The 18,410-nt window shown below is 73.3% G+C and carries 12 protein-coding genes and 1 tRNA gene; 10 read left to right on the forward strand and 3 right to left on the reverse strand.

The annotated features are described in order from the left end of the window. Position 1 precedes the first annotated feature (1 nt). Positions 2 to 1,009 carry a beta-ketoacyl-ACP synthase 3 gene (locus AQJ58_RS02520; RefSeq protein ID WP_067244333.1) on the forward strand — a complete coding sequence of 336 codons (1,008 nt, stop codon included), beginning with the start codon at positions 2 to 4 and terminating at the stop codon, positions 1,007 to 1,009. Between the two features lie 19 nt (positions 1,010 to 1,028). On the opposite strand, the gene AQJ58_RS45295 is transcribed toward AQJ58_RS02520, so the two are convergent. Then, positions 1,029 to 4,376, reverse strand: coding sequence for an AfsR/SARP family transcriptional regulator (locus AQJ58_RS45295; protein ID WP_067244335.1), 3,348 nt, complete (start codon positions 4,374 to 4,376; stop codon positions 1,029 to 1,031). Between the two features lie 283 nt (positions 4,377 to 4,659). Here AQJ58_RS45295 and AQJ58_RS42260 point away from each other — a divergent pair, with 283 nt between their 5' ends. From AQJ58_RS42260 to AQJ58_RS02535, 3 genes are all read left to right on the forward strand, one after another. Further along, positions 4,660 to 4,833, forward strand: a complete 174-nt coding sequence (locus AQJ58_RS42260; protein WP_107103374.1) for a hypothetical protein — start codon at positions 4,660 to 4,662, stop codon at positions 4,831 to 4,833. A gap of 3 nt (positions 4,834 to 4,836) precedes the next feature. Beyond that, positions 4,837 to 5,070: a hypothetical protein gene (locus tag AQJ58_RS02530; protein ID WP_003976229.1), complete on the forward strand. Its 234-nt coding sequence runs from the start codon at positions 4,837 to 4,839 to the stop codon at positions 5,068 to 5,070. 108 nt (positions 5,071 to 5,178) lie between these two features. Continuing rightward, a tRNA-Ala gene (locus AQJ58_RS02535) sits at positions 5,179 to 5,251 on the forward strand. A gap of 127 nt (positions 5,252 to 5,378) precedes the next feature. Here AQJ58_RS02535 and AQJ58_RS02540 read toward each other — a convergent pair. Continuing rightward, positions 5,379 to 6,989: an NADH-quinone oxidoreductase subunit NuoF family protein gene (locus tag AQJ58_RS02540; RefSeq protein WP_067244336.1), complete on the reverse strand. Its 1,611-nt coding sequence runs from the start codon at positions 6,987 to 6,989 to the stop codon at positions 5,379 to 5,381. Continuing rightward, complete coding sequence (locus tag AQJ58_RS02545; RefSeq protein WP_199844513.1) at positions 6,986 to 8,293, reverse strand: ferric reductase-like transmembrane domain-containing protein; 1,308 nt, start codon at positions 8,291 to 8,293, stop codon at positions 6,986 to 6,988. Before AQJ58_RS02545 ends, AQJ58_RS02540 begins: the two co-directional genes overlap by 4 nt. A 426-nt stretch (positions 8,294 to 8,719) precedes the next feature. Between AQJ58_RS02545 and leuS the strand changes: the two genes are divergently transcribed. From leuS to AQJ58_RS02580, 6 genes are all read left to right on the forward strand, one after another. Continuing rightward, entirely contained in the window at positions 8,720 to 11,608 is a 2,889-nt protein-coding gene (gene leuS / locus AQJ58_RS02550) for a leucine--tRNA ligase (RefSeq protein ID WP_067244338.1), read from the forward strand. 156 nt (positions 11,609 to 11,764) lie between these two features. Further along, positions 11,765 to 12,508: a hypothetical protein gene (locus AQJ58_RS02555; protein WP_079078656.1), complete on the forward strand. Its 744-nt coding sequence runs from the start codon at positions 11,765 to 11,767 to the stop codon at positions 12,506 to 12,508. A gap of 83 nt (positions 12,509 to 12,591) precedes the next feature. After that, positions 12,592 to 13,437 (forward strand): DegV family protein, encoded by an 846-nt coding sequence (locus tag AQJ58_RS02560; RefSeq protein WP_067244341.1) that lies wholly within the window; start codon positions 12,592 to 12,594, stop codon positions 13,435 to 13,437. A 132-nt stretch (positions 13,438 to 13,569) separates the two neighbouring features. Beyond that, on the forward strand, positions 13,570 to 14,496 hold the full coding sequence (locus AQJ58_RS02570; protein WP_107121938.1) for a ComEA family DNA-binding protein: 927 nt from the start codon (positions 13,570 to 13,572) through the stop codon (positions 14,494 to 14,496). Positions 14,497 to 14,975: 479 nt separating this feature from the next. Then, the gene (locus AQJ58_RS02575; protein WP_067245675.1) at positions 14,976 to 17,438 is read left to right on the forward strand and encodes a ComEC/Rec2 family competence protein; all 2,463 of its coding nucleotides are present in this window, start codon (positions 14,976 to 14,978) and stop codon (positions 17,436 to 17,438) included. Positions 17,439 to 17,442: 4 nt separating this feature from the next. Further along, a complete protein-coding gene (locus AQJ58_RS02580; RefSeq protein ID WP_079078658.1) occupies positions 17,443 to 18,345 on the forward strand; it encodes an arylamine N-acetyltransferase family protein in 903 nt (300 codons plus the stop codon). The last annotated feature ends 65 nt before the right edge of the window (positions 18,346 to 18,410 follow it).

An 18,410-nucleotide genomic window follows, 5' to 3' on the forward strand; every position in this document is an offset into this window, starting at 1 on the left:
TGTGAACACCACGTACGCCGTACCCGCCCCCGGACCGGCCCGCCACCCCGCGGCCCTGCTCGGCATCGGTGCCTACCGGCCCCGACGGATCGTCACCAACGAGGAGATCTGCCGCACCCTGGACTCGTCCCCCGAGTGGATCCTGCGCCGCAGCGGCATCAGCACCCGCTGCTTCGCCGGACCGGGGGAGACCCTCGCCGAGATGGGCGCGACCGCCGCCGGCAAGGCGCTCGCCGACGCCGGGGTCGCCCCGGACGAGGTCGACGAGATCCTCGTCGCCACCATGTCGGACACCGGTACGGCGGGCTCCGGCGCCCCGCCCGGCGAACTGGCCGCGGAGATCGGCCGCCGGCTCGGCGTCCCCGCGGCCGCCCGTCAGGTCGGCGCCGCCTGCGCCGGGTTCACCGTGGGGCTCGCCCTGGCCGCCGGGTCCGTCGCCACGGGGCAGGCACGCACATGCCTGGTCATCGGCGTGGAGCGCATGTCGGACATCCTCGACCCGCGGGACCGCTCGACCGCCTTCCTGTTCTCGGACGGAGCGGGCGCCGCGCTGGTCGGCCGCGGCACGGAGCCCGGGATCGGCACCGTGGTCTGGGGGACGGACCCCGGCATGCGGGACGCGATCACCGTACGGGAGGAGCCGGAGCCGGTCGGGCCCGTCATCCGGATGCGGGGCGCCTCCGTCTTCCGCTGGGCGGTGACCCACCTGCCCGACGTCGTCCGCGAGATCCTCGCCCGCTCCGGCGTCGGCCCGGCGGACGTCCAGGCCTTCGTCCCGCACCAGGCGAACCTGCGCATCATCGAGGCGGTCGCGCAGAGCGTCGGCTTCCCCGCCGAGGTCGCCGTGGCCAGGGACATCGTCGACCAGGGCAACACCTCGGCGGCCTCCATCCCCCTCGCCCTGGACCGGCTGCGCACCTCGGGAACCCTTGCCGAGGGCGACCTCGCGGTCCTGATCGGCTTCGGCGCGGGCCTGACGTACGCCGGAATGGTGATCCGCATCCCGTGAGCGCCCTGGCCCGGCGGGGTCAGGCGGGTGTCGCCGCCGTGGGGGCGTGGCGCAGCAGGGTGCGCAGCGTGTCCGCCTCCGGAACCGCCAGGGGGTCGGCCAGACGCAGGGCGTGTTTCCACGGGCGGGCCGGGTGACCGTGGCCGGGGGCCGTGGCGGCGGCGCGGCCCCAGGACAGCAGGGCACGGATCTCGCCCAGGCGGTGGCCCGCCGCCCGGTACCGCGCGGCCGCCCGCCGGTACGCGGCGATCGCGGCCGCGCACCGGCCCGAGGCCAGGGCGCAGTCCGCCTCCACCATGAGGGTCTGCGCCCGGACCAGCTGCATGTCACAGCCCCGCAGGACGCGCCGGGCGCGCCGGCAGGCCGCCAGCGCCTCCTCGTACAGGCCCAGCCGCACGTACGCCGCCGCGCTCTCGGCGTGCGCGCGCGCCGCCGCCTGCGGGTAGTTGACCTGCTCCGCCATGACCAGCGCCCGGCCGAAGCTGCGCATGGCCAGCTCGGGGTGGTCGGCCGCGGCCTCCACGCTGCCCAGCCGGATCAGACAGTCCGCCTCGATGCGCGGGTCGGACAGATGCGGGATCGCCACGTGCGCCTCGCGCGCCGAGGTCACCGCCTCGGCGTGCGCGCCCACGTCACCGAAGAGCTCCGCCCGGCAGGACAGCGCGATCGCCACCCCCTCGTGGAAGTCCATCTCACGGCTCGTCAGGATCGCCAGCTCGCACCACTGCTGCGCCTCGGCGTGCTCCCCCAGCTGCCGCAGCGACAGCGCCACATAGGCCGGCAGCCGGATCTGCCCGAACCGCGACCCCGACTGCTCCGCGAGCCGCAGCGCGTCCCGGAAGCCGCTCAGCGCGGCCCCGGGGCGACCGGCGTCGTAGGCGTTGCGGGCCAGCCGGGCCACCGCGTTGGCCTGCCCCGCGAGATCACCGAGCTCCTCGTGGATCCGCAGGGCCGCCCGCATGTACCGGTCCGCCAGGCCCAGCACCCCCACCGACCAGTACGTCCGGCTGAGCACCGCCAGCGACAGCGCCTCGCCGGCCCGCCACGACGCGCCCCGGCTCACGGCCAGCGCCTCCCGGGCCCGCTGCCGCTCGGCCTCGTACCGGCCCTCCCGGTAGCGCGAGTCGGCGACGTTCAGCAGCATCGCCGTGTTCGCCCGCTCATGACCCGAGCGGGCGGCCGCCCGCTGCGCCGCCTCCACCGCCGCGGACCAGTCGTCGCCGCCCGGGTGCAGCCGTATGTAGCCCAGCATCGCGTCGGCCAGCCGCCAGCTCGCCGGTCCGAGCCCCAGCTCCGAGGCGAGCCTGATGGCCGCGCAGAGATTGGTCTTCTCCCGGTCCAGCCAGGCCACGTCGATGCCGGTGCCCCTCCGCCCGGCGGCGTCCTCGGCCCGAGCGCCCGCCGCGCCCGCCGCACCGGCCGTACAAGGCGTCGTCCGCGGCCGTCCGGCCCCCGTCATGAGCGCCGCCACCGCCCCCCGGTGCACCCCCGACATCTGGATCCCGTCGGCGAGACTCGCCCGCTCCACCGCCTCCCGGTACCACTCCAGCAGCCGCAGCAGGACGTCCCGGCGCACCTCCCACGGGTCCTCCTCGGTGGCGCGCCCCACCGCGTACTCCTTGACCATGTCGTGCATCCGGTAGCGCCGCGGCCCGTGCTGGGCCAGCAGATTGGCCCGTACGAGCGCCCCGATCGCCTCCTCCAGCACGGCGAACGGGCAGTCCGTGAGCGCCCCGACCGTCTCGCGGCCGAACTCCGTCCCCGGTAGGACACCCAGCTGCCGGAACACCCGCCGCTGCACCTCGGTCAGCTTGCCGTACGACAGGTCCAGCGCCCGGCCCATCGCCCCGTGCGCGTCCGCCCCGTCCGTCGTCGGGACGTGCGCGAGCAGCAGGCCCAGCGGTTCGTCGGGATGGCTCGCGGCGTAGGCGCCGCTGAGCCGCACGGTCAGCGGCAGCCGGCCGGACGCCTGGACGATCCCGGTCGCCGCCTCCGGCTCCTGCGCCACCCGGGCGCGGCCCACCAGCGACGTCAGCAGTTCCAGCGCCGACGCGTCGTCCAGCGCGTCCAGCAGCACCTCACCCGCGAAGTAGGTCGCGGTCAGCCCGGGCAGCCGTTCCCGGCTGGTCACCAGGACCGCGCTGCCGTCGACGCTCGGCGGCAGCAGATGACGTACCTGCTCGGGGCTCGCCGCGTCGTCCAGGACGAGCAGCACCCGCCGGCCGACGAGCAGTGTCCGGTACAGCGCGGCCCGTTCGTCGAGCCCGAAGGGGATGTCCGCGGCGGGCAGGCCCAGCGCGAGCAGCACCGAGACGAGGATCTCGGAGGGTTCGAGAGGCGGCAGATGCCGCTCGTGGCCCCGCAGCGGCACGAACAGCTGCCCGTCGGGGAAGGCGCTGCCCGCCCGCTGGGCCCACCGCAGCGCGAGCGTCGTCTTGCCCGCCCCGGCCATGCCGCTGATCACGGCGAGGTTCGTGCCCTGCGACCCGCCCGCCTCGCGCGGGGGCGTCAACAGCGCGTCCAGGGCGTCCAGTTCACGCACCCGGCCCGCGAAGTAGCCGCTGCTGACCGGCATCCGCAGCCGTTCCCGGGCCTGGGACGCGACGGGGGCGCCGGTGACCTCGGCCGCCGGGTGCGGCGCGGGGCGCAGCAGCTGCTCCCCGGCCCGGCGCAGCGCCTCGCCGGGGCGCGTCGACAGCTCCCGGGCGAGCCGGGACCGTACGGCCTCGTAGGTGCGCAGTGCCGCCGCGGGGTTCCCGCTGTCGCGGTGGGCCCGGATCAGCCGGAGTGCCAGCTCCTCGTCGTAGGGCCGTTCCTCGGTCATCTGCTGCAGCGGGGGCACGATCTCCTGGGGCCGGCCCAGCAGTAATCGGGTGTCGTAGTACTCCAGCAGGGCCGTCTGCCGCTCGCCCTCCAGCGTCGTGCGCAGCGAGTCGACGTGGCTGCCGTCCAGGTCGCCGAGCGCGGCGCCCGACCACTGCGCCAGCGCGGCCGCGAGCAGGTGGGAGCGCTCCTCGTCGTCCCCGGTCTCGGCGGCCCGGGCCGTCAGGTCCCGGAAGCGGCACAGGTCCACGGCCGCGGGGTCGACCCGCAGCACGTATCCGTTGGCCTCGGACGCCAGGACCGGCCGGCCGGGTGCCGCGGCCAGTACCTTGCGCAGCCGGGTGGCGTATCCCGCGAGCGCGTTGCGCGCCCCGCGTGGCGGGCGGTCGTCCCACATGAGCGAGGTGAGCCGCTCGGTGGGCACCACGTTGTTCACGTCCACCAGGAGGATCGCCAGCAGGCTGCGCTGCCGTGCGTGCCCGATGTCCAGGTCGTGCCGGCCGGCCAGCGCCCGTACCGGTCCCAGCACCCGCAGGTCGATCACTGTTGACTCCGCTCGAGAGTTGGATCGGACGCGAAGCTGTCGTGGTGCTTCTCCGCGGTGGGGACCCAAGGATTCCGGAGTCCGCGCGGCGGGGCAAAGCGCTCCGGGATATTCCGTCGCCGTGTCGGCGGCGTGCTTGAGTCGGAACGGCCCGCCGGGCGTATACCTCTGGGGACGCGCTGCCGTGTCCGGACTGGTACTGAGGCGTCGCTGACCGTATTGGCCCGGCCGTGGCAGAATCAAACGGCCGGAAGGGGGCGCGGCCCGACGGGAGGGAGTAGCGATGCCTGCGAGCATCCTCGGAGAGGTCGGCCACCTCTCCGGAGCGGCGTTGACACGGGGCAAGGCCACCCGGCTCAGCTGCCCTTCCTGCGGTTCGGCCTTCGTTGCCCAGGTTCTCGGCGACAACGGCGGGATCTCCTACGTCTGCACGGCCTGCGGCCACAGCTGGAGCTGACCCATGGGTGCACACAGGCGGAAGTGCGACTGGTGCGGCAGCGGCACCCCCATCGTCCGTGACATGGAGCCGGTCAACCCCGACTACCAGTACTGGTGCGAGGAATGCGCACGGGCGCTGATCATAAAAGGCGACCCCATCGAGACGTACCGCGAGCTGGAGGGCGAGCCGATCTACGGCCGGCTGCTCGAGGAGCACTGCACACTCAAGCGGTTCTATTCGTTCGTGACGGCCTGACCGTTAATTTCCGGGCAAGTCGGACAGAACGGAAACGATTTGGTGGTCCACCCCCCGGACCGTGTAATGTTGGCGTCGTCGCCAGGGAAACCGGGCGGAACAAAGCAAGGGGCTATAGCTCAGTTGGTAGAGCGCCTGCATGGCATGCAGGAGGTCAGGAGTTCAATTCTCCTTAGCTCCACAAGAGAAAGATCCCGCCGGTTCGCATCCGAACCGGCGGGATCTTTCTTTGCGTTCCCTCATGTCGCGCTTTCGTACGACGCCGAAGGGGCCGCCCGTTTCCAGGCGGCCCCTTCCGGTGTCCGACGTCAGCGGCCCAGCGCGCGCCGGCCGCGGCCCTGGGAGAGCACCGGGAGGTTCTTGGCGGGCGCGGAGCCGCGCGTGTCCTCCTCCAGGCGCAGGGCGAGCGCCGGGCAGCGGCGTACCGCCCGCAGCGCCTTCGCCTCCGCGTACCGCGGCACCTTCGCCTGGGCCACGGTCGGGAAGCCGTCGGCGCCCAGCTGGAAGACCTCCGGCAGGATGTCCGCGCACAGACCGTGGCCCCGGCACAGGGTCCAGTCGACGAAGATCTTCTGACGGCTGTCGCCGCTGTCCTGGGGAGCGCCGCCGCTCGTGAGGGCCGCCGGGGCCATGCCCGCCTCGAAGAGCGGGAGAACGCCCTCCACCGGCCGGCCGCAGCCGTTGCCGAGGACGTGCGCCGCGAGGTCGTCGGTGAACGCCTTGATGGTCGACTCCAGGAACATCGCGGAGCCGTCGGGGTGCGAGCACGCCCCACGCCGCTTGACGTTCTTGGCGACCTGCTTCAGGGCCTCCAGCGCGGCCGGCCCGCCGCCGTTGATGATGTCCTCCATGCCGCGGGCCGCGGCGGGCAGACCGAGGTAGCAGGGACCGCACTGTCCCGCGCTCTCGTCCGCCAGCCACTGCGCCACGCGCAGCGACTCGCCCAGCGGGCAGGTCTCCTGGCTGATCGGCAGGATCGCGCCGGCGCCCAGCGCGCCGCCGACCGCGTCCAGCGAATTGCGCGAGACGACCGCCTCGTTCACGGTCGCCGCGTCGATCCACCGGCCGTGATAGCCGCCGGTCAGCACGCCCTGCGGCACCGGCGGGGCGCCCGCCAGCTGCAGGACGTACCGCAGCGGGACGCCCGTGGGGACCTCGATCACCATGGGGCGGGCGACCGCGCCGGAGACCGTGAGCATGACGGTGCCCGGCTCGTCGTAGAGGCCGGTGTTGCCGTAGCGCTCGGGGCCGATGCGGGCGGCGATGGCGAGCTGGGCGAACGTCTCGGCGTTGGACAGCAGGGTCGGCGCGCCGCCGACGCCGCTCTGCGAGGCGCTGGTCTTGCGGCCGGGCGGGATCGCCGGGCCGCCGTCGATGGAGCGGATCAGCGAGGCGGCCGCGCCGGTCACCATGCGGATGGGGTTGCGCTGGACGAACGCCTTCAGCGCCGAGCGGCGGCCGGTGCCGAGGCCCCGCTCGGCGAGGGCGGCCTCCATGGAGCGCTCGGTCGACTCCCGGGTGACACCCACCACGAGCGTGCGGGCGCCCAGGGCCTCCGCCACCAGCAGCGCGCCGTCCAGGATGAGGTGCGGGGCACGGTTGATCAGCACCGTGTCCTTGCGGCAGGCCGGTTCGTCCTCGCTGCCGTTGATGACGACGACCGGCCGCACGCCGCGCTTGATCGCCGCGTCGGCGACCGAGCGCAGCTTCTTGTGGAACGGGAAGCCGGCGCCGCCGCGTCCCTTGAGGTTGATGCGTTCGGAGAGCTGCGCGAGCTTCTCCCCGCCCATGGGTTCGAGCGGCCCGTGCACCTTGAGGTGCATGGGCAGGTCAAGTCTCTCGACAAGGTCGAAGCCCGACGTGAGCTGCGGAAGGCCGACCACGCGGACTTCTGGGACGTCGGGCAGGGCCTCGTTCACCTATAGCCTCCGGAAGGCGTGTTCCAAGGTTCGCCCGAACCCGGGTTGTCCGTGGACGCTCCGGGAGCTGGTGCACTGGCGGGACCGCTGTTGTACGTGTCGTTCGAGTTGTACGTGCCGTACGGGGCGTTCGTCTCACCGGTGTTGTACACATCACGTCCGCCGTACCCCGGGTTGCCCGCATTGTCGTAGACCGGGATGTTGAACCCCGTGTCCTGCATCGGGTCGTACGCCGACGGGGGCGCCTCGCCGACCGGCGGCGGGGAGGGGATCGGCCAGCTGCCGGAGGTGCTGCCGCCGGTGTCCATGCGCGGCATCGCGGCCGTGGCCTGCATGTCGGCGGCCATGTTCATGCGCCCGGTCTGGTCGGCCGCTCCGGCGTACGACTGCTGCCCGCCGGGCGTGTTGGCGGAGCGGTAGGCGGCGGCGTACCCGCCGGCCCCGGTGTCGGCGCCGGCCGGCATGCCGAACAGCGAGGAGGTCTGCGGGTTCCCGCGGCCGGCGTCACGGTCCCTGCCCTCGTCCCTGGCCGCCCGGGAGGGCCGCGAGGGACGGTCGTAGTCGCCCTCGGCCATCCGCGCGCGGGACGCCTCCAGGTCCTCCATGGCGTAACGGTCCCGGGTGCCCATCATCATCGTGATCTGGTCGGCGACCTTGCGCTTGAACTCGCGCGGGGCGGCGCGCAGCAGCAGGGCGGCCATGACGCCGACCAGGCAGAGCTGGTACGAGATCATGAAGAACGGCTTGGCCGCTCGACCCGCGTAGAGACCGTGGATCAGGGCGGCGCACAGGGCCGGGTAGGCCAGCATGTGCATCGCGCGCCAGCGGGCGGCGACCTCGGCCGGGGCGGCGAACTGGTTGCGCAGGGCGCCGGTGATGCCCACGAAGATCATGAGCAGGCCGGCCGTGGAACCGAGGCCGATCAGGAAGCCGATACCGGTGACGCCCTGGGAGAACGGGATGAGCGCGGCGAGCAGGACGGTGTGCTGCAGCGCGATCTTGACGGTGACGTGCACGAACAGGAAGGCGATCGAGCCGACGGCGGTCACCCGGTGGATGCCCTGGGCGATGATGCGCTGGCGGGTGTTGAGGATCAGCCGGTCCTGGGCGACGAGACCCCAGATGACCGAGCAGGTGAGGCACACCAGCGACAGGACGCCCGCGCCGAAGTTGAGGAAGGACTGGACCTGGTCCCCGCCGGCGAGCACGACCACGGGTATGAGGACCAGGACGACAGCCGAGGCCACCCCGTAGGCCGATCGGCCGGGCTTGGGGATCGAGCTGTTGTTGAGAAGAGGGTTCATGGGGGCAACTCCGAGCAGTTTCGGGAAAGCGGTCCCGCTGCCGAACTCTAAGCGGCTCCATACCGATGGGTACGAGGTTTGAGTTATTGCGTTGTTATCAAGTGACCATCTGGGCGGGACGTTGTCCCTTTAGTTGCTGTTACGCGAAGTAATCCTTGACCTTTGTTCAACTTCGGCCGGGTGTGCCCGGTGTCCGTAGGTCATACGTAAGTCCGTCGCAGCTTGCTCAACCCCTGCGGTACCCTAGCGCCATGCGTGCCGTACGCCTTCTGCTTAGCGGGCCGCGCTGATCAGTCCCGAACGCCGGTGGACCGGACGGTTCGGCATCGGCGCGGCGTCCCCTCCTGTGCGAGGGGATTTTTCGTTTCCGGGAAGTCCGGGACGTCGCAGCAGTCGGCAGAGACGATCGATGGAGCTTTGAGGATCATGAGCGAGACGAACCCCGCTGCCGCCCCTGGCATGGCGGCGGATGCCGCGCCACACCGCTACACGGCGGCCATGGCCGCCGACATCGAGGCACGCTGGCAGGACTTCTGGGACGCGGAGGGCACCTACGCCGCGCCCAACCCCAAGGGCGACCTGGCCGGGGACCCCGCGGTCGTGGCCCGCCCCGAGAAGTTCATCATGGACATGTTCCCGTACCCCTCCGGTGCGGGCCTGCACGTCGGCCACCCCCTGGGCTACATCGCGACCGACGTCTTCGCGCGCTTCCAGCGCATGACCGGCCACAACGTCCTGCACACCCTGGGCTTCGACGCCTTCGGCCTGCCCGCCGAGCAGCACGCCGTGCAGACCGGCGAGCACCCCCGGGTCACCACCGAGGCCGCCATCTCCAACATGAAGTCCCAGCTGCGCCGGCTGGGCCTGGGCCACGACAAGCGCCGGTCGTTCGCCACGATCGACCCGGACTACTACAAGTGGACCCAGTGGATCTTCCTGCAGATCTTCAACTCCTGGTACGACGACGAGGCGGCCAAGGCCCGCCCCATCGCCGAGCTGATCGCCCAGTTCGAGTCCGGTGAGCGCGGCGTCCCGGGCGACACGCGCGCGTGGAACGAACTGACCGCCAGCGAGCGCGCCGAGGTCCTGGGCGGCTTCCGCCTGGCCTACGCCTCCGACGCGCCGGTCAACTGGTGCCCCGGCCTGGGCACCGTCCTGGCCAACGAGGAGGTCACCGCCGACGGCCGCTCCGAGCGCGGCAACTTCCCCGTCTTCAAGGCCAAGCTGCGCCAGTGGAACATGCGGATCACGGCGTACGCCGACCGCCTGCTCGACGACCTGGACGCGCTGGACTGGCCCGAGGCCATCAAGCTGCAACAGCGCAACTGGATCGGCCGCTCCGAGGGCGCCCGCGTCGACTTCCCCATCGACGGCGAGCACATCACGGTCTTCACCACCCGCCCCGACACCCTGTTCGGCGCGAGCTACATGGTCCTGGCGCCCGAGCACCCGCTGGTCGACACCTTCGTCCCGGCCGCCTGGCCCGAGGGCACCCGCCCCGTGTGGACCGGCGGGCACGCGAGCCCCGCCGAGGCCGTCGCCGCCTACCGCGCCCAGGCCGGCTCCAAGTCCGACGTCGAGCGGCAGGCCGAGGCCAAGGACAAGACCGGCGTCTTCACCGGCGCCTACGCGACCAACCCGGTCAACGGCGAGCGGATCCCCGTCTTCATCGCCGACTACGTCCTGATGGGCTACGGCACCGGCGCGATCATGGCCGTCCCGGCCGGCGACCAGCGCGACTTCGAGTTCGCGCGCGCCTTCGAGCTGCCGATCGTCTGCATCGTCGAGCCGACCGACGGCCGCGGCACCGACACCGCCACCTGGGAGACCGCCTTCACGTCCTACGACGCGAAGATCATCAACTCGTCCAACGACGACATCTCCCTGGACGGCCTGCCCGTCGCCGAGGCCAAGGCCCGCGTCACCGAGTGGCTGGCCCGCAAGGGCATCGGCCAGGGCACGGTCAACTTCCGGCTGCGCGACTGGCTGTTCAGCCGCCAGCGCTACTGGGGCGAGCCCTTCCCGATCGTCTACGACGAGGACGGCGTCGCCCACGCCCTGCCCGAGTCGATGCTGCCGCTGGAGCTGCCGGAGGTCGAGGACTACTCGCCCCGCACCTTCGACCCGGACGACGCGGACACCTCCCCGGAGACCCCGCTCTCCCGCAACGAGGACTGGGTCAGCGTCACCCTGGACCTGGGCGACGGCCGCGGCCCGCGCCCGTACCGCCGCGAGACCAACACCATGCCCAACTGGGCCGGTTCCTGCTGGTACGAACTGCGCTACCTGGACCCGCACAACAGCGAGCGGCTGGTCGACCCCGAGATCGAGCGCTACTGGATGGGCCCGCGCGAGGGCCGTCCGCACGGCGGCGTCGACCTGTACGTCGGCGGTGCCGAGCACGCCGTGCTGCACCTGCTGTACGCCCGCTTCTGGTCCAAGGTCCTGTTCGACCTGGGGCACGTCTCGTCCGCCGAGCCGTTCCACAAGCTGTTCAACCAGGGCATGATCCAGGCCTACGTCTACCGCGACAGCCGTGGCTTCCCGGTGCCGGCCGCCGAGATCGAGGAGCGCGACGGCGGTTACTTCTACGCGGGCGAGCCGGTCAAGCGCGAGCTGGGCAAGATGGGCAAGTCCCTGAAGAACTCGGTCACCCCGGAGACGATCTGCGCCGAGTACGGCGCCGACACCCTGCGGCTGTACGAGATGGCCATGGGCCCGCTGGACGTCTCCCGCCCGTGGGACACCCGCGCGGTGGTCGGCCAGTACCGGCTGCTGCAGCGCCTGTGGCGCAACATCGTCGACGAGACCACCGGCGAGGTCACCGTCGTCGACGCCGAGCCCGACGAGCCCACCCTGCGCGCGCTGCACAAGGCCGTCGACGGCGTGCGCCAGGACCTGGAGGGCCTGCGCTTCAACACCGCCATCGCCAAGATCACCGAGCTGAACAACCACCTCACCAAGGCGGGCGGGGCGCTGCCGCGCAGCGTCGCCGAGGCCCTGGTGCTGCTGATCGCCCCGCTGGCCCCGCACATCGCCGAGGAGCTGTGGCGCAGGCTGGGCCACACCGACTCGGTCGTCCACCAGGACCTGCCCGTCGCCGACCCGGCCTACGTCGTGGACGAGAGCGTCACCTGCGTCGTCCAGATCAAGGGCAAGGTCAAGGCCCGTCTGGAGGTGTCCCCGGCCATCTCCGACGAGGAGCTGGAGAAGGTCGCCCTGGCCGACGAGAACGTCGTCAAGGCGCTGGACGGGGCGGGGATCCGCAAGGTGATCGTGCGGGCGCCGAAGCTGGTGAACATCGTTCCGGCGTGAGCCGCCGGCCCACCGGGTGATCGTCGTCCCCTAGGGGACGGGTGCGGGCAGGTTCGGGGTTCCGTCGGAACTCCGGGCCTGCCCGTCTCGTTTACCGTTTGTTGGGGGAGGCATCCGATGACGGATGTCGATCGCCGATCGCCGTAGGAGGAGTTCGTGGAAGCAGTGATCGCAGTCATCGCCCTGCTCTTCGTGCTGCTCACGGTGCTCGGCGTCTATGCGACGGTGAAGGCGGTCGGCGCCGCCAAGCGCGGGGTGGACCGCACCATCGACCAGGCCCGGCGCACGGTCGAGGACCACACCCTGCGGGCCAAGTCCTTCGCCCAGCTCGGACCGGTCGGTGAGATCGCCCAGCTCCGGCTCAAGCTGCGCACCTCGATGCGGGCCACCCAGGACGCGCTGCGTGCGGGCGTGGCGGAGGACGAGTCCCTCAGGGAGTCCCTCGGCCTGTTCCAGCGACTCAGCGCCCACGGCCATGAACTCGACGGCGAACTCAAGCGGCTGGAGTCCGAGCCCGACCGGGCCAGGCTCGCCGAGCGGCTGCCGCAGCTGCGCGAGCGCACCGAGCGCGTCATCGGCTCGGCGGACTCCCTGCGCTGGGCCGCCCGCGACCGCGCCGGCCGCTTCGCCGACGACGATCTGGACCACCTCAGCGCCCAGATCGACGTCGAGACCGGCGCCCTGCGGCACTGGACCACCGACGACACCTCGCAGACCCCACAGACCCCACAGACCCCACAGACCCCACAGACCCCGCGGACCTCGCGGCCGCAGACGGGACCCCGGACCGAGGGTGCGCCCGCCGCGCAGGAGCCCGCCCGGCCCGCGATCGACCCGACGGCGCCGCGGCCCACCTACCCCTGGCAGAAGAAGCCTCGCCCGGAGACGTCCGGTATGTGATCCCTACCGGATTCGGTCAAGGCCTGTCCAGGCGAGAGGGGCCGGGCTGCCGTCCACGCGCTACGCCAGGTAACCTCCAGCTCATGTCCCGCCATGTCGCGATCGTCACGGATTCAACGGCCTACCTGCCGCAGGGGACGATGGAGCGCCACGGCATCACCGCGGTGCCCCTGACCGTAGTCCTCGGCGGCGAGGCCCTGGAAGAGGGCACCGAGATCTCGACGCGCTCCCTGGCCCAGGCACTGCAGAAGCGACGCCCCGTCACCACCTCGCGCCCCAGCCCCCGGCTCTTCGCCGAGACCTACCGCAGGGCCGCCGAGGCCGGCGCCACCGGCATCGTCTCCCTGCACCTGTCCGCCGAACTCTCCGGCACCTACGACGCGGCGGTGGTCGCGGCACGGGAAGCGCCGGTGCCGGTGCGGGTGGTGGACACCGGCATGGTGGCCATGGCCCTCGGCTTCTGCGCGCTGGCCGCGGCCGAGGTCGCCGAAACGGGCGGCACCGTGGACGAGGCGGTCGCCGCCGCCGAGAAACGGGCCGACGGCACCGCCGCCTACTTCTACGTCGACACCCTCGACTATCTGCGCCGCGGTGGCCGAATCGGCGCCGCCCAGGCCCTGTTGGGCTCCGCCCTCGCGGTGAAGCCGCTGCTCCAGCTGGACGCGGGCCGCATCGACCTCCTGGAGAAGGTGCGTACGGCGTCCAGGGCCATCGCCCGGCTGGAGGAGCTGGGCGCCGACCGTGCGGGCAGCGCCCGGGTCGACATCGCCGTGCACCATCTCGCCGCTCCCGAACGGGCGTCGGCGCTGGCGGACCGGCTGCGGGCCCGGGTGCCCGGCGTGGCGGACCTCCATGTGAGCGAGATCGGGGCGGTGATCGGGGCGCACACCGGGCCCGGGTTGCTGGCGGTTGTGGTCTCACCGCGGTAGAACGCGGCGGAGGGGGCCGCGGAGGCGCTTCTCCTCACCCGTGCGGGTGGTGAAGTTATCCACAACTGGCCAGTGATCCCCGGAAATTGAGCAAGATCATCGCGATCCGGTGAGGTGTCAGATCCTCGGGGCATGGCACTTCGATCACGCTCGACCACCCGCCCACGCGCCCGGCACGCCACCAGCGGCCCCGGCCGGGCGCCCGGCTCCGACGGCCGCACGCGGCAGTCCTCGGCGGAGGAACTGCGCCGCCGGGCAGAGGTGTTGTTCGCGGCACGCGGCGATGAAGGGGAACGGCACGAAGAGGACGTTGTCGGTCTCGGTCTTGGTGTGGGTGTCGGTGAGGTACGGGAAGGACCACCCGACGAGGCGCAACCGTCGGCGCTCGACACGGGTCGGGCGAACGGCCGACGGGAGCGGCTCGCGTCGGCCCTGCGGGAGCGGATGCCGGTGTGGGTGCAGACGCGCTGCGGGATGGAACGCGGCAGCGCACTCGCGCTGACGGTGGTCCTGGTCGTCGCCGTCGGCTTCGCCGCGCACCACTTCTGGACGGGGCGCGCCGAGCCGGTCCGTCCCCCGGAGGTGGTGCGGGCGGCGGCCGAGGCATCCCCCACGGAAACGCCCGGGGCCGAGATCGTGGTGGACGTCAGCGGCAAGGTCCGCAAGCCGGGCATCCACCGTCTTCCGGCCGGTTCCCGGCTCGTCGACGCGCTGAGCGCGGCCGGCGGGGTGCGGCCGGGGACCAGCACCGAGGGCCTCAACCGGGCACGGTTCCTGGTGGACGGCGAGCAGGTGGTCGTCGGCGGACCCGCCCCACCGGAGCCCGCGACAGCGCCGGGACCCGGCGCGGCGCCGGGCGCGCCTTCGGCCCCCGTCTCCCTCAACACGGCCACCGTCGAGCAACTCGACACCCTCCCGGGCGTCGGCCCCGTCCTGGCGCAGCACATCGTGGACCACCGCACCCGCAACGGCGGCTTCCGTTCCGTGGACGAACTGCGCGAGGTCGACGGCATCGGCGAGCGCCGCTACGCCGATCTGCGCCCCCTGGTCCGGCCATGAGCCCGAGCGAGAAGCCGGAGCCATGTCCGCCGGGCCGGGGAGGGCACGGCGGCACGCGCCCTGGCGGCACGCGGCCGTCCGTCACGCGGCTTGGCGGCGTCCGGCCTCCGGGTGGGGTTCGGTCCGGTGGGGTGCGGTCCGATTGTGCTCGGCGTGGCGGTGCGGGGCCCGACGCGGCGCGGCTCGGCGGCGTCCGGTCAGGGTCTGATGGCGTTCGGCCCGACGGTGCTCGGCTCGGCGGCGTCCGGCCGGGTGGGGTGCGGTCCGGTGGGGTGCGGTCCGATTGTGCTCGGCCTGGCGGTGCGTCGCCCGACGCGGCGCGGGGCGGCGGGGTCGGGGCCGACCAGCCACGCCTCGGCCAGCCACGCCTCGGCCAGCCACGCCTCGGCCAGCCACGCCTCGGCCAGCCAGGCTCCGGCCAGTCACGCCCCGACCCCGCGCGGCCCGCAGACACCCCTGCCGCCCGTCCTCGCCGCCGGATCCACGTCGAGTCAGGGAAGCGGCTGGGTGACGCGCATCCGCGGCAGGAGGGGCCGGTCGATCTGCGGCTGGTGCCGCCCGCGTCGGCGGCCTGGGCCACGGCGGCGCTCACCCTGGACGCGGCGCCGGGGATCGTGGTGGGACTCGCGCTCTGCTGTCTGGCGGGGGCGGTCGTGCTGCTGGCGGCGCGGGGTCCCGGCCGCGGCCGGGCGAGGTTCACCGTGGCCGCCTCGCTGCTCTGCGCCGCCGCGGCGGCGGCCTCGGCCGGACTGCACGGCGCCGATCTACGGCGGGGCCCGGTGCCGGAGCTGGCGGACAGGCAAGCGACGGTGACCGCCGAGCTCGAACTGACCTCCGATCCACGGCTCACCCGGCCCCGGATCAGCGGGGACCACGCGGTCCCGGACTCCGTCCTGATCGGCGCGGAGGTCCGCAGGATCGAGGGGCCCGAAGGGGAGGCGGCCGCGACACGGACACCGGTGCTGATGCTGGTGGACGCGCGGGCGGCCGGACGGGCGACGGCCAGGCACTCCCCGTGGCTGCGGCTGCTGCCGTCCACCCGGGTACGGGTGCGGGGGCGGCTCGCTCCACCGCTGACGGTGGGGGACCGGATCGCGGCGGTGCTGCGGGTGCGCAGCCCCCGCATGCCACAGGTCGTGCGGGAGCCGTCGGCGGTCCAGCGGACGGCCGGCCGGCTGCGGGCGGGGCTGCGGGAGGCCACCGACGGACTCCCGGCGGACGCCCGGGCGCTCCTGCCCGGGCTCGTCGTCGGGGACACCGCGCGGATCACGCCCGAACTGGACGAGGCCTTCAAGGAGACCGACCTCGCCCATACGCTCGCCGTGTCCGGCAGCAACCTCACGATCGTCCTCGCCCTGCTCCTCGGCCCGCCCGGACTGGCCCAGCGGGTCGAACGCCGTGGTCTGGCGCCCCGCCTCGGCATCCCCCTGCGGGCCACCGCGCTGCTCGGCGGGGCGCTCACGCTCGCCTTCGTCGTGGTGTGCCGGCCCGACCCGAGTGTGCTGCGGGCCGCGGCCTGCGGAGCGGTGGTGCTCCTCGCCCTCGCCACCGGCCGCCGCAGATCCCTGGTCCCGGCGCTCGCGACGGCGGTCCTGCTGCTGGTCCTGTACGACCCCTGGCTGGCCCGGAGCTACGGCTTCCTGCTGTCGGTGCTCGCCACGGGCGCGCTGCTGACGCTGGCGCCGCGCTGGAGCGCCGCGTTGCGCGGGCGCGGGGTGCCGCCGCGGCTCGCCGAGGCGCTCGCGGCGGCGGGGGCGGCGCAGGCCCTGTGCGCACCGGTCGTCGCGATGCTGTCGGCGCGGGTGAGCCTGGTGGCGGTGCCGTGCAACCTCCTCGTGGAGTTCGCTGTGGCGCCCGCGACCGTCCTGGGCTTCGCCGCGCTGGCGACGGCACCGGTGGCCATGCCGGTGGCCGAGGCGCTGGCCTGGTGCGCGAGTTGGCCGGCCGGCTGGATCGCGTGGATCGCGCGGGCCGGGGCGGCGCTGCCCGGCGGGGGAGTGGACTGGCCCGGCAGCTGGGCCGGGGCGCTGCTGCTCGCCCTCGTCACGGCGATGGTGCTGCGGCTCGGCGGACGGCTGCCGGGCCGGCCGTGGCTGTGCGCGGTCTGCGGGTTGCTGTTCCTGCTGGCCGTGGTGCGGCCGCCGCCGCTCACCCGGGTGCTCACGGGCTGGCCCCCGCCGGGCTGGCGGCTGGCGATGTGCGACGTGGGACAGGGCGACGCGACGGTCCTGGCGGCGGGGGCGGGCACGGCGGTGGTGGTGGACGCCGGACCGGACCCGGAGCCCGTCGACCGGTGTCTGCGCACCCTCGGCGTCACCCGGGTGCCGCTCGTGGTGCTCACCCACTTCCACGCCGATCATGTGGCCGGACTGCCCGGGGTGCTGCGCGGACGGGAGGTGGGGGCGATCGAGACGACGGGGTTCGAGGAGCCCCCGGAACAGGTGGAGTTCGTACGGAAGCAGGCGCGGGCACGGCACGTTCCGGTGCTGCGGGCCCTGGCGGGGGAGCGGCGGCGGGCCGGGCCGCTCGACTGGGAGGTGCTGTGGCCGCCCCCGCGTCCGGCGCCGGAACCGGACGGGCCGAACGACGCGAGCGTGACCCTGCTCGTACGGTCGGGCGGGCTGCGGATGCTGCTGCTCGGCGATCTCGAACCCCCGGCCCAGCGGGCGCTGTTGCGGTCGCCGGCGGGCGGGTCGCTGCGGCGGGTGGACGTGCTCAAGGTGGCCCATCACGGCTCGGCCTACCAGGATCCGGACCTGATACGGGCGGTGGCGCCGAAGCTGGCGTTGATCTCCGCCGGGGCGGACAACCCCTACGGCCACCCTGCCCCGAGCACGGTCGCGGCGCTGAAGGCGGGAGGTGCCATGGTGCTCCGGACGGACCGGGACGGGGCGCTGGCGGTCGCGGGTACGGACGGGGCGCTGCGGGTCGCGCGAGACTGAGGGCATGGATGACGCTCACCTGGATGCCGCGCACCCGGACGCCGCTCCCGTCGACGCCCGGCTGGTCGACGCCTCGCTGGTCGACGCCTATCTGCGCCGCCTCGGGACCGCCCGCCCGCCCCGGCCCACCGCCGCCGCCCTGGCCGAACTGCACCTGAACCACCTGCTGGCCGTGCCCTTCGAGAACCTCTCGGTGCACCTCGGCGAGCGGATCGTGCTGGAGGAGAGGCGGCTGGTCGAGAAGGTCGTGCAGGAGCGCAGGGGAGGGTTCTGTTACGAGCTGAACGGCGCGTTCGGGACACTGCTGGCGGCGCTCGGGTTCGAGGTCACCTTCCTGGCGGCCCGGGTGTTCGGGGCACCGGGGCGGCTCGGGATCCCCTACGACCACATGGCGCTCCGGGTGGGGACGGCGGACGGCGGGACCTGGCTGGCGGACGTGGGCTTCGGGGCGCACAGCCATCTCCCGCTCCGCTGGGCGGACCGGGGCGAGCAGCAGGACCCCGGTGGGGTGTTCCGGATCGACGAGGTCGAGGCCGAGCGCCCGGCCGGCGGCAGGGGCACGGGAACGGGCGCGGGAGATCTGGACGTCGTCCGGGACGGCTCGCCGCAGTACCGGCTGGAGGTCAGGCCGAGGGCGCTCGGGGACTTCGTGGCCGGGGCCTGGTGGCACAGCACCTCGCCGGAGTCGCATTTCACGCGGTCGCTGGTGTGTTCGCGGGTGACGCAGGACGGGGGGAGGATCACGCTCAGCGGGCGGCGGTTGAAGGTGACCGGGCCCGAAGGCAGGAGCGAGGAGAGGGAGTTGGTGTCGGACGAGGAGGTGCTCGGGGTGTACCGGGAGCGGTTCGGGATCGTGCTGGAGCGGGTGCCGGAGGTGAGGACGGCGCAAGTGGGCCCGCAGGGGTAATTGGGATCGTGTTGCCTCGAAAGCCGCATCGGTGATCGAATGGTTCTTCGGCAACAAGTGGAGTC

The organism is Streptomyces sp. DSM 15324 (genome assembly GCF_001514285.1).
In the GTDB taxonomy this organism is placed as follows: domain Bacteria; phylum Actinomycetota; class Actinomycetes; order Streptomycetales; family Streptomycetaceae; genus Streptomyces.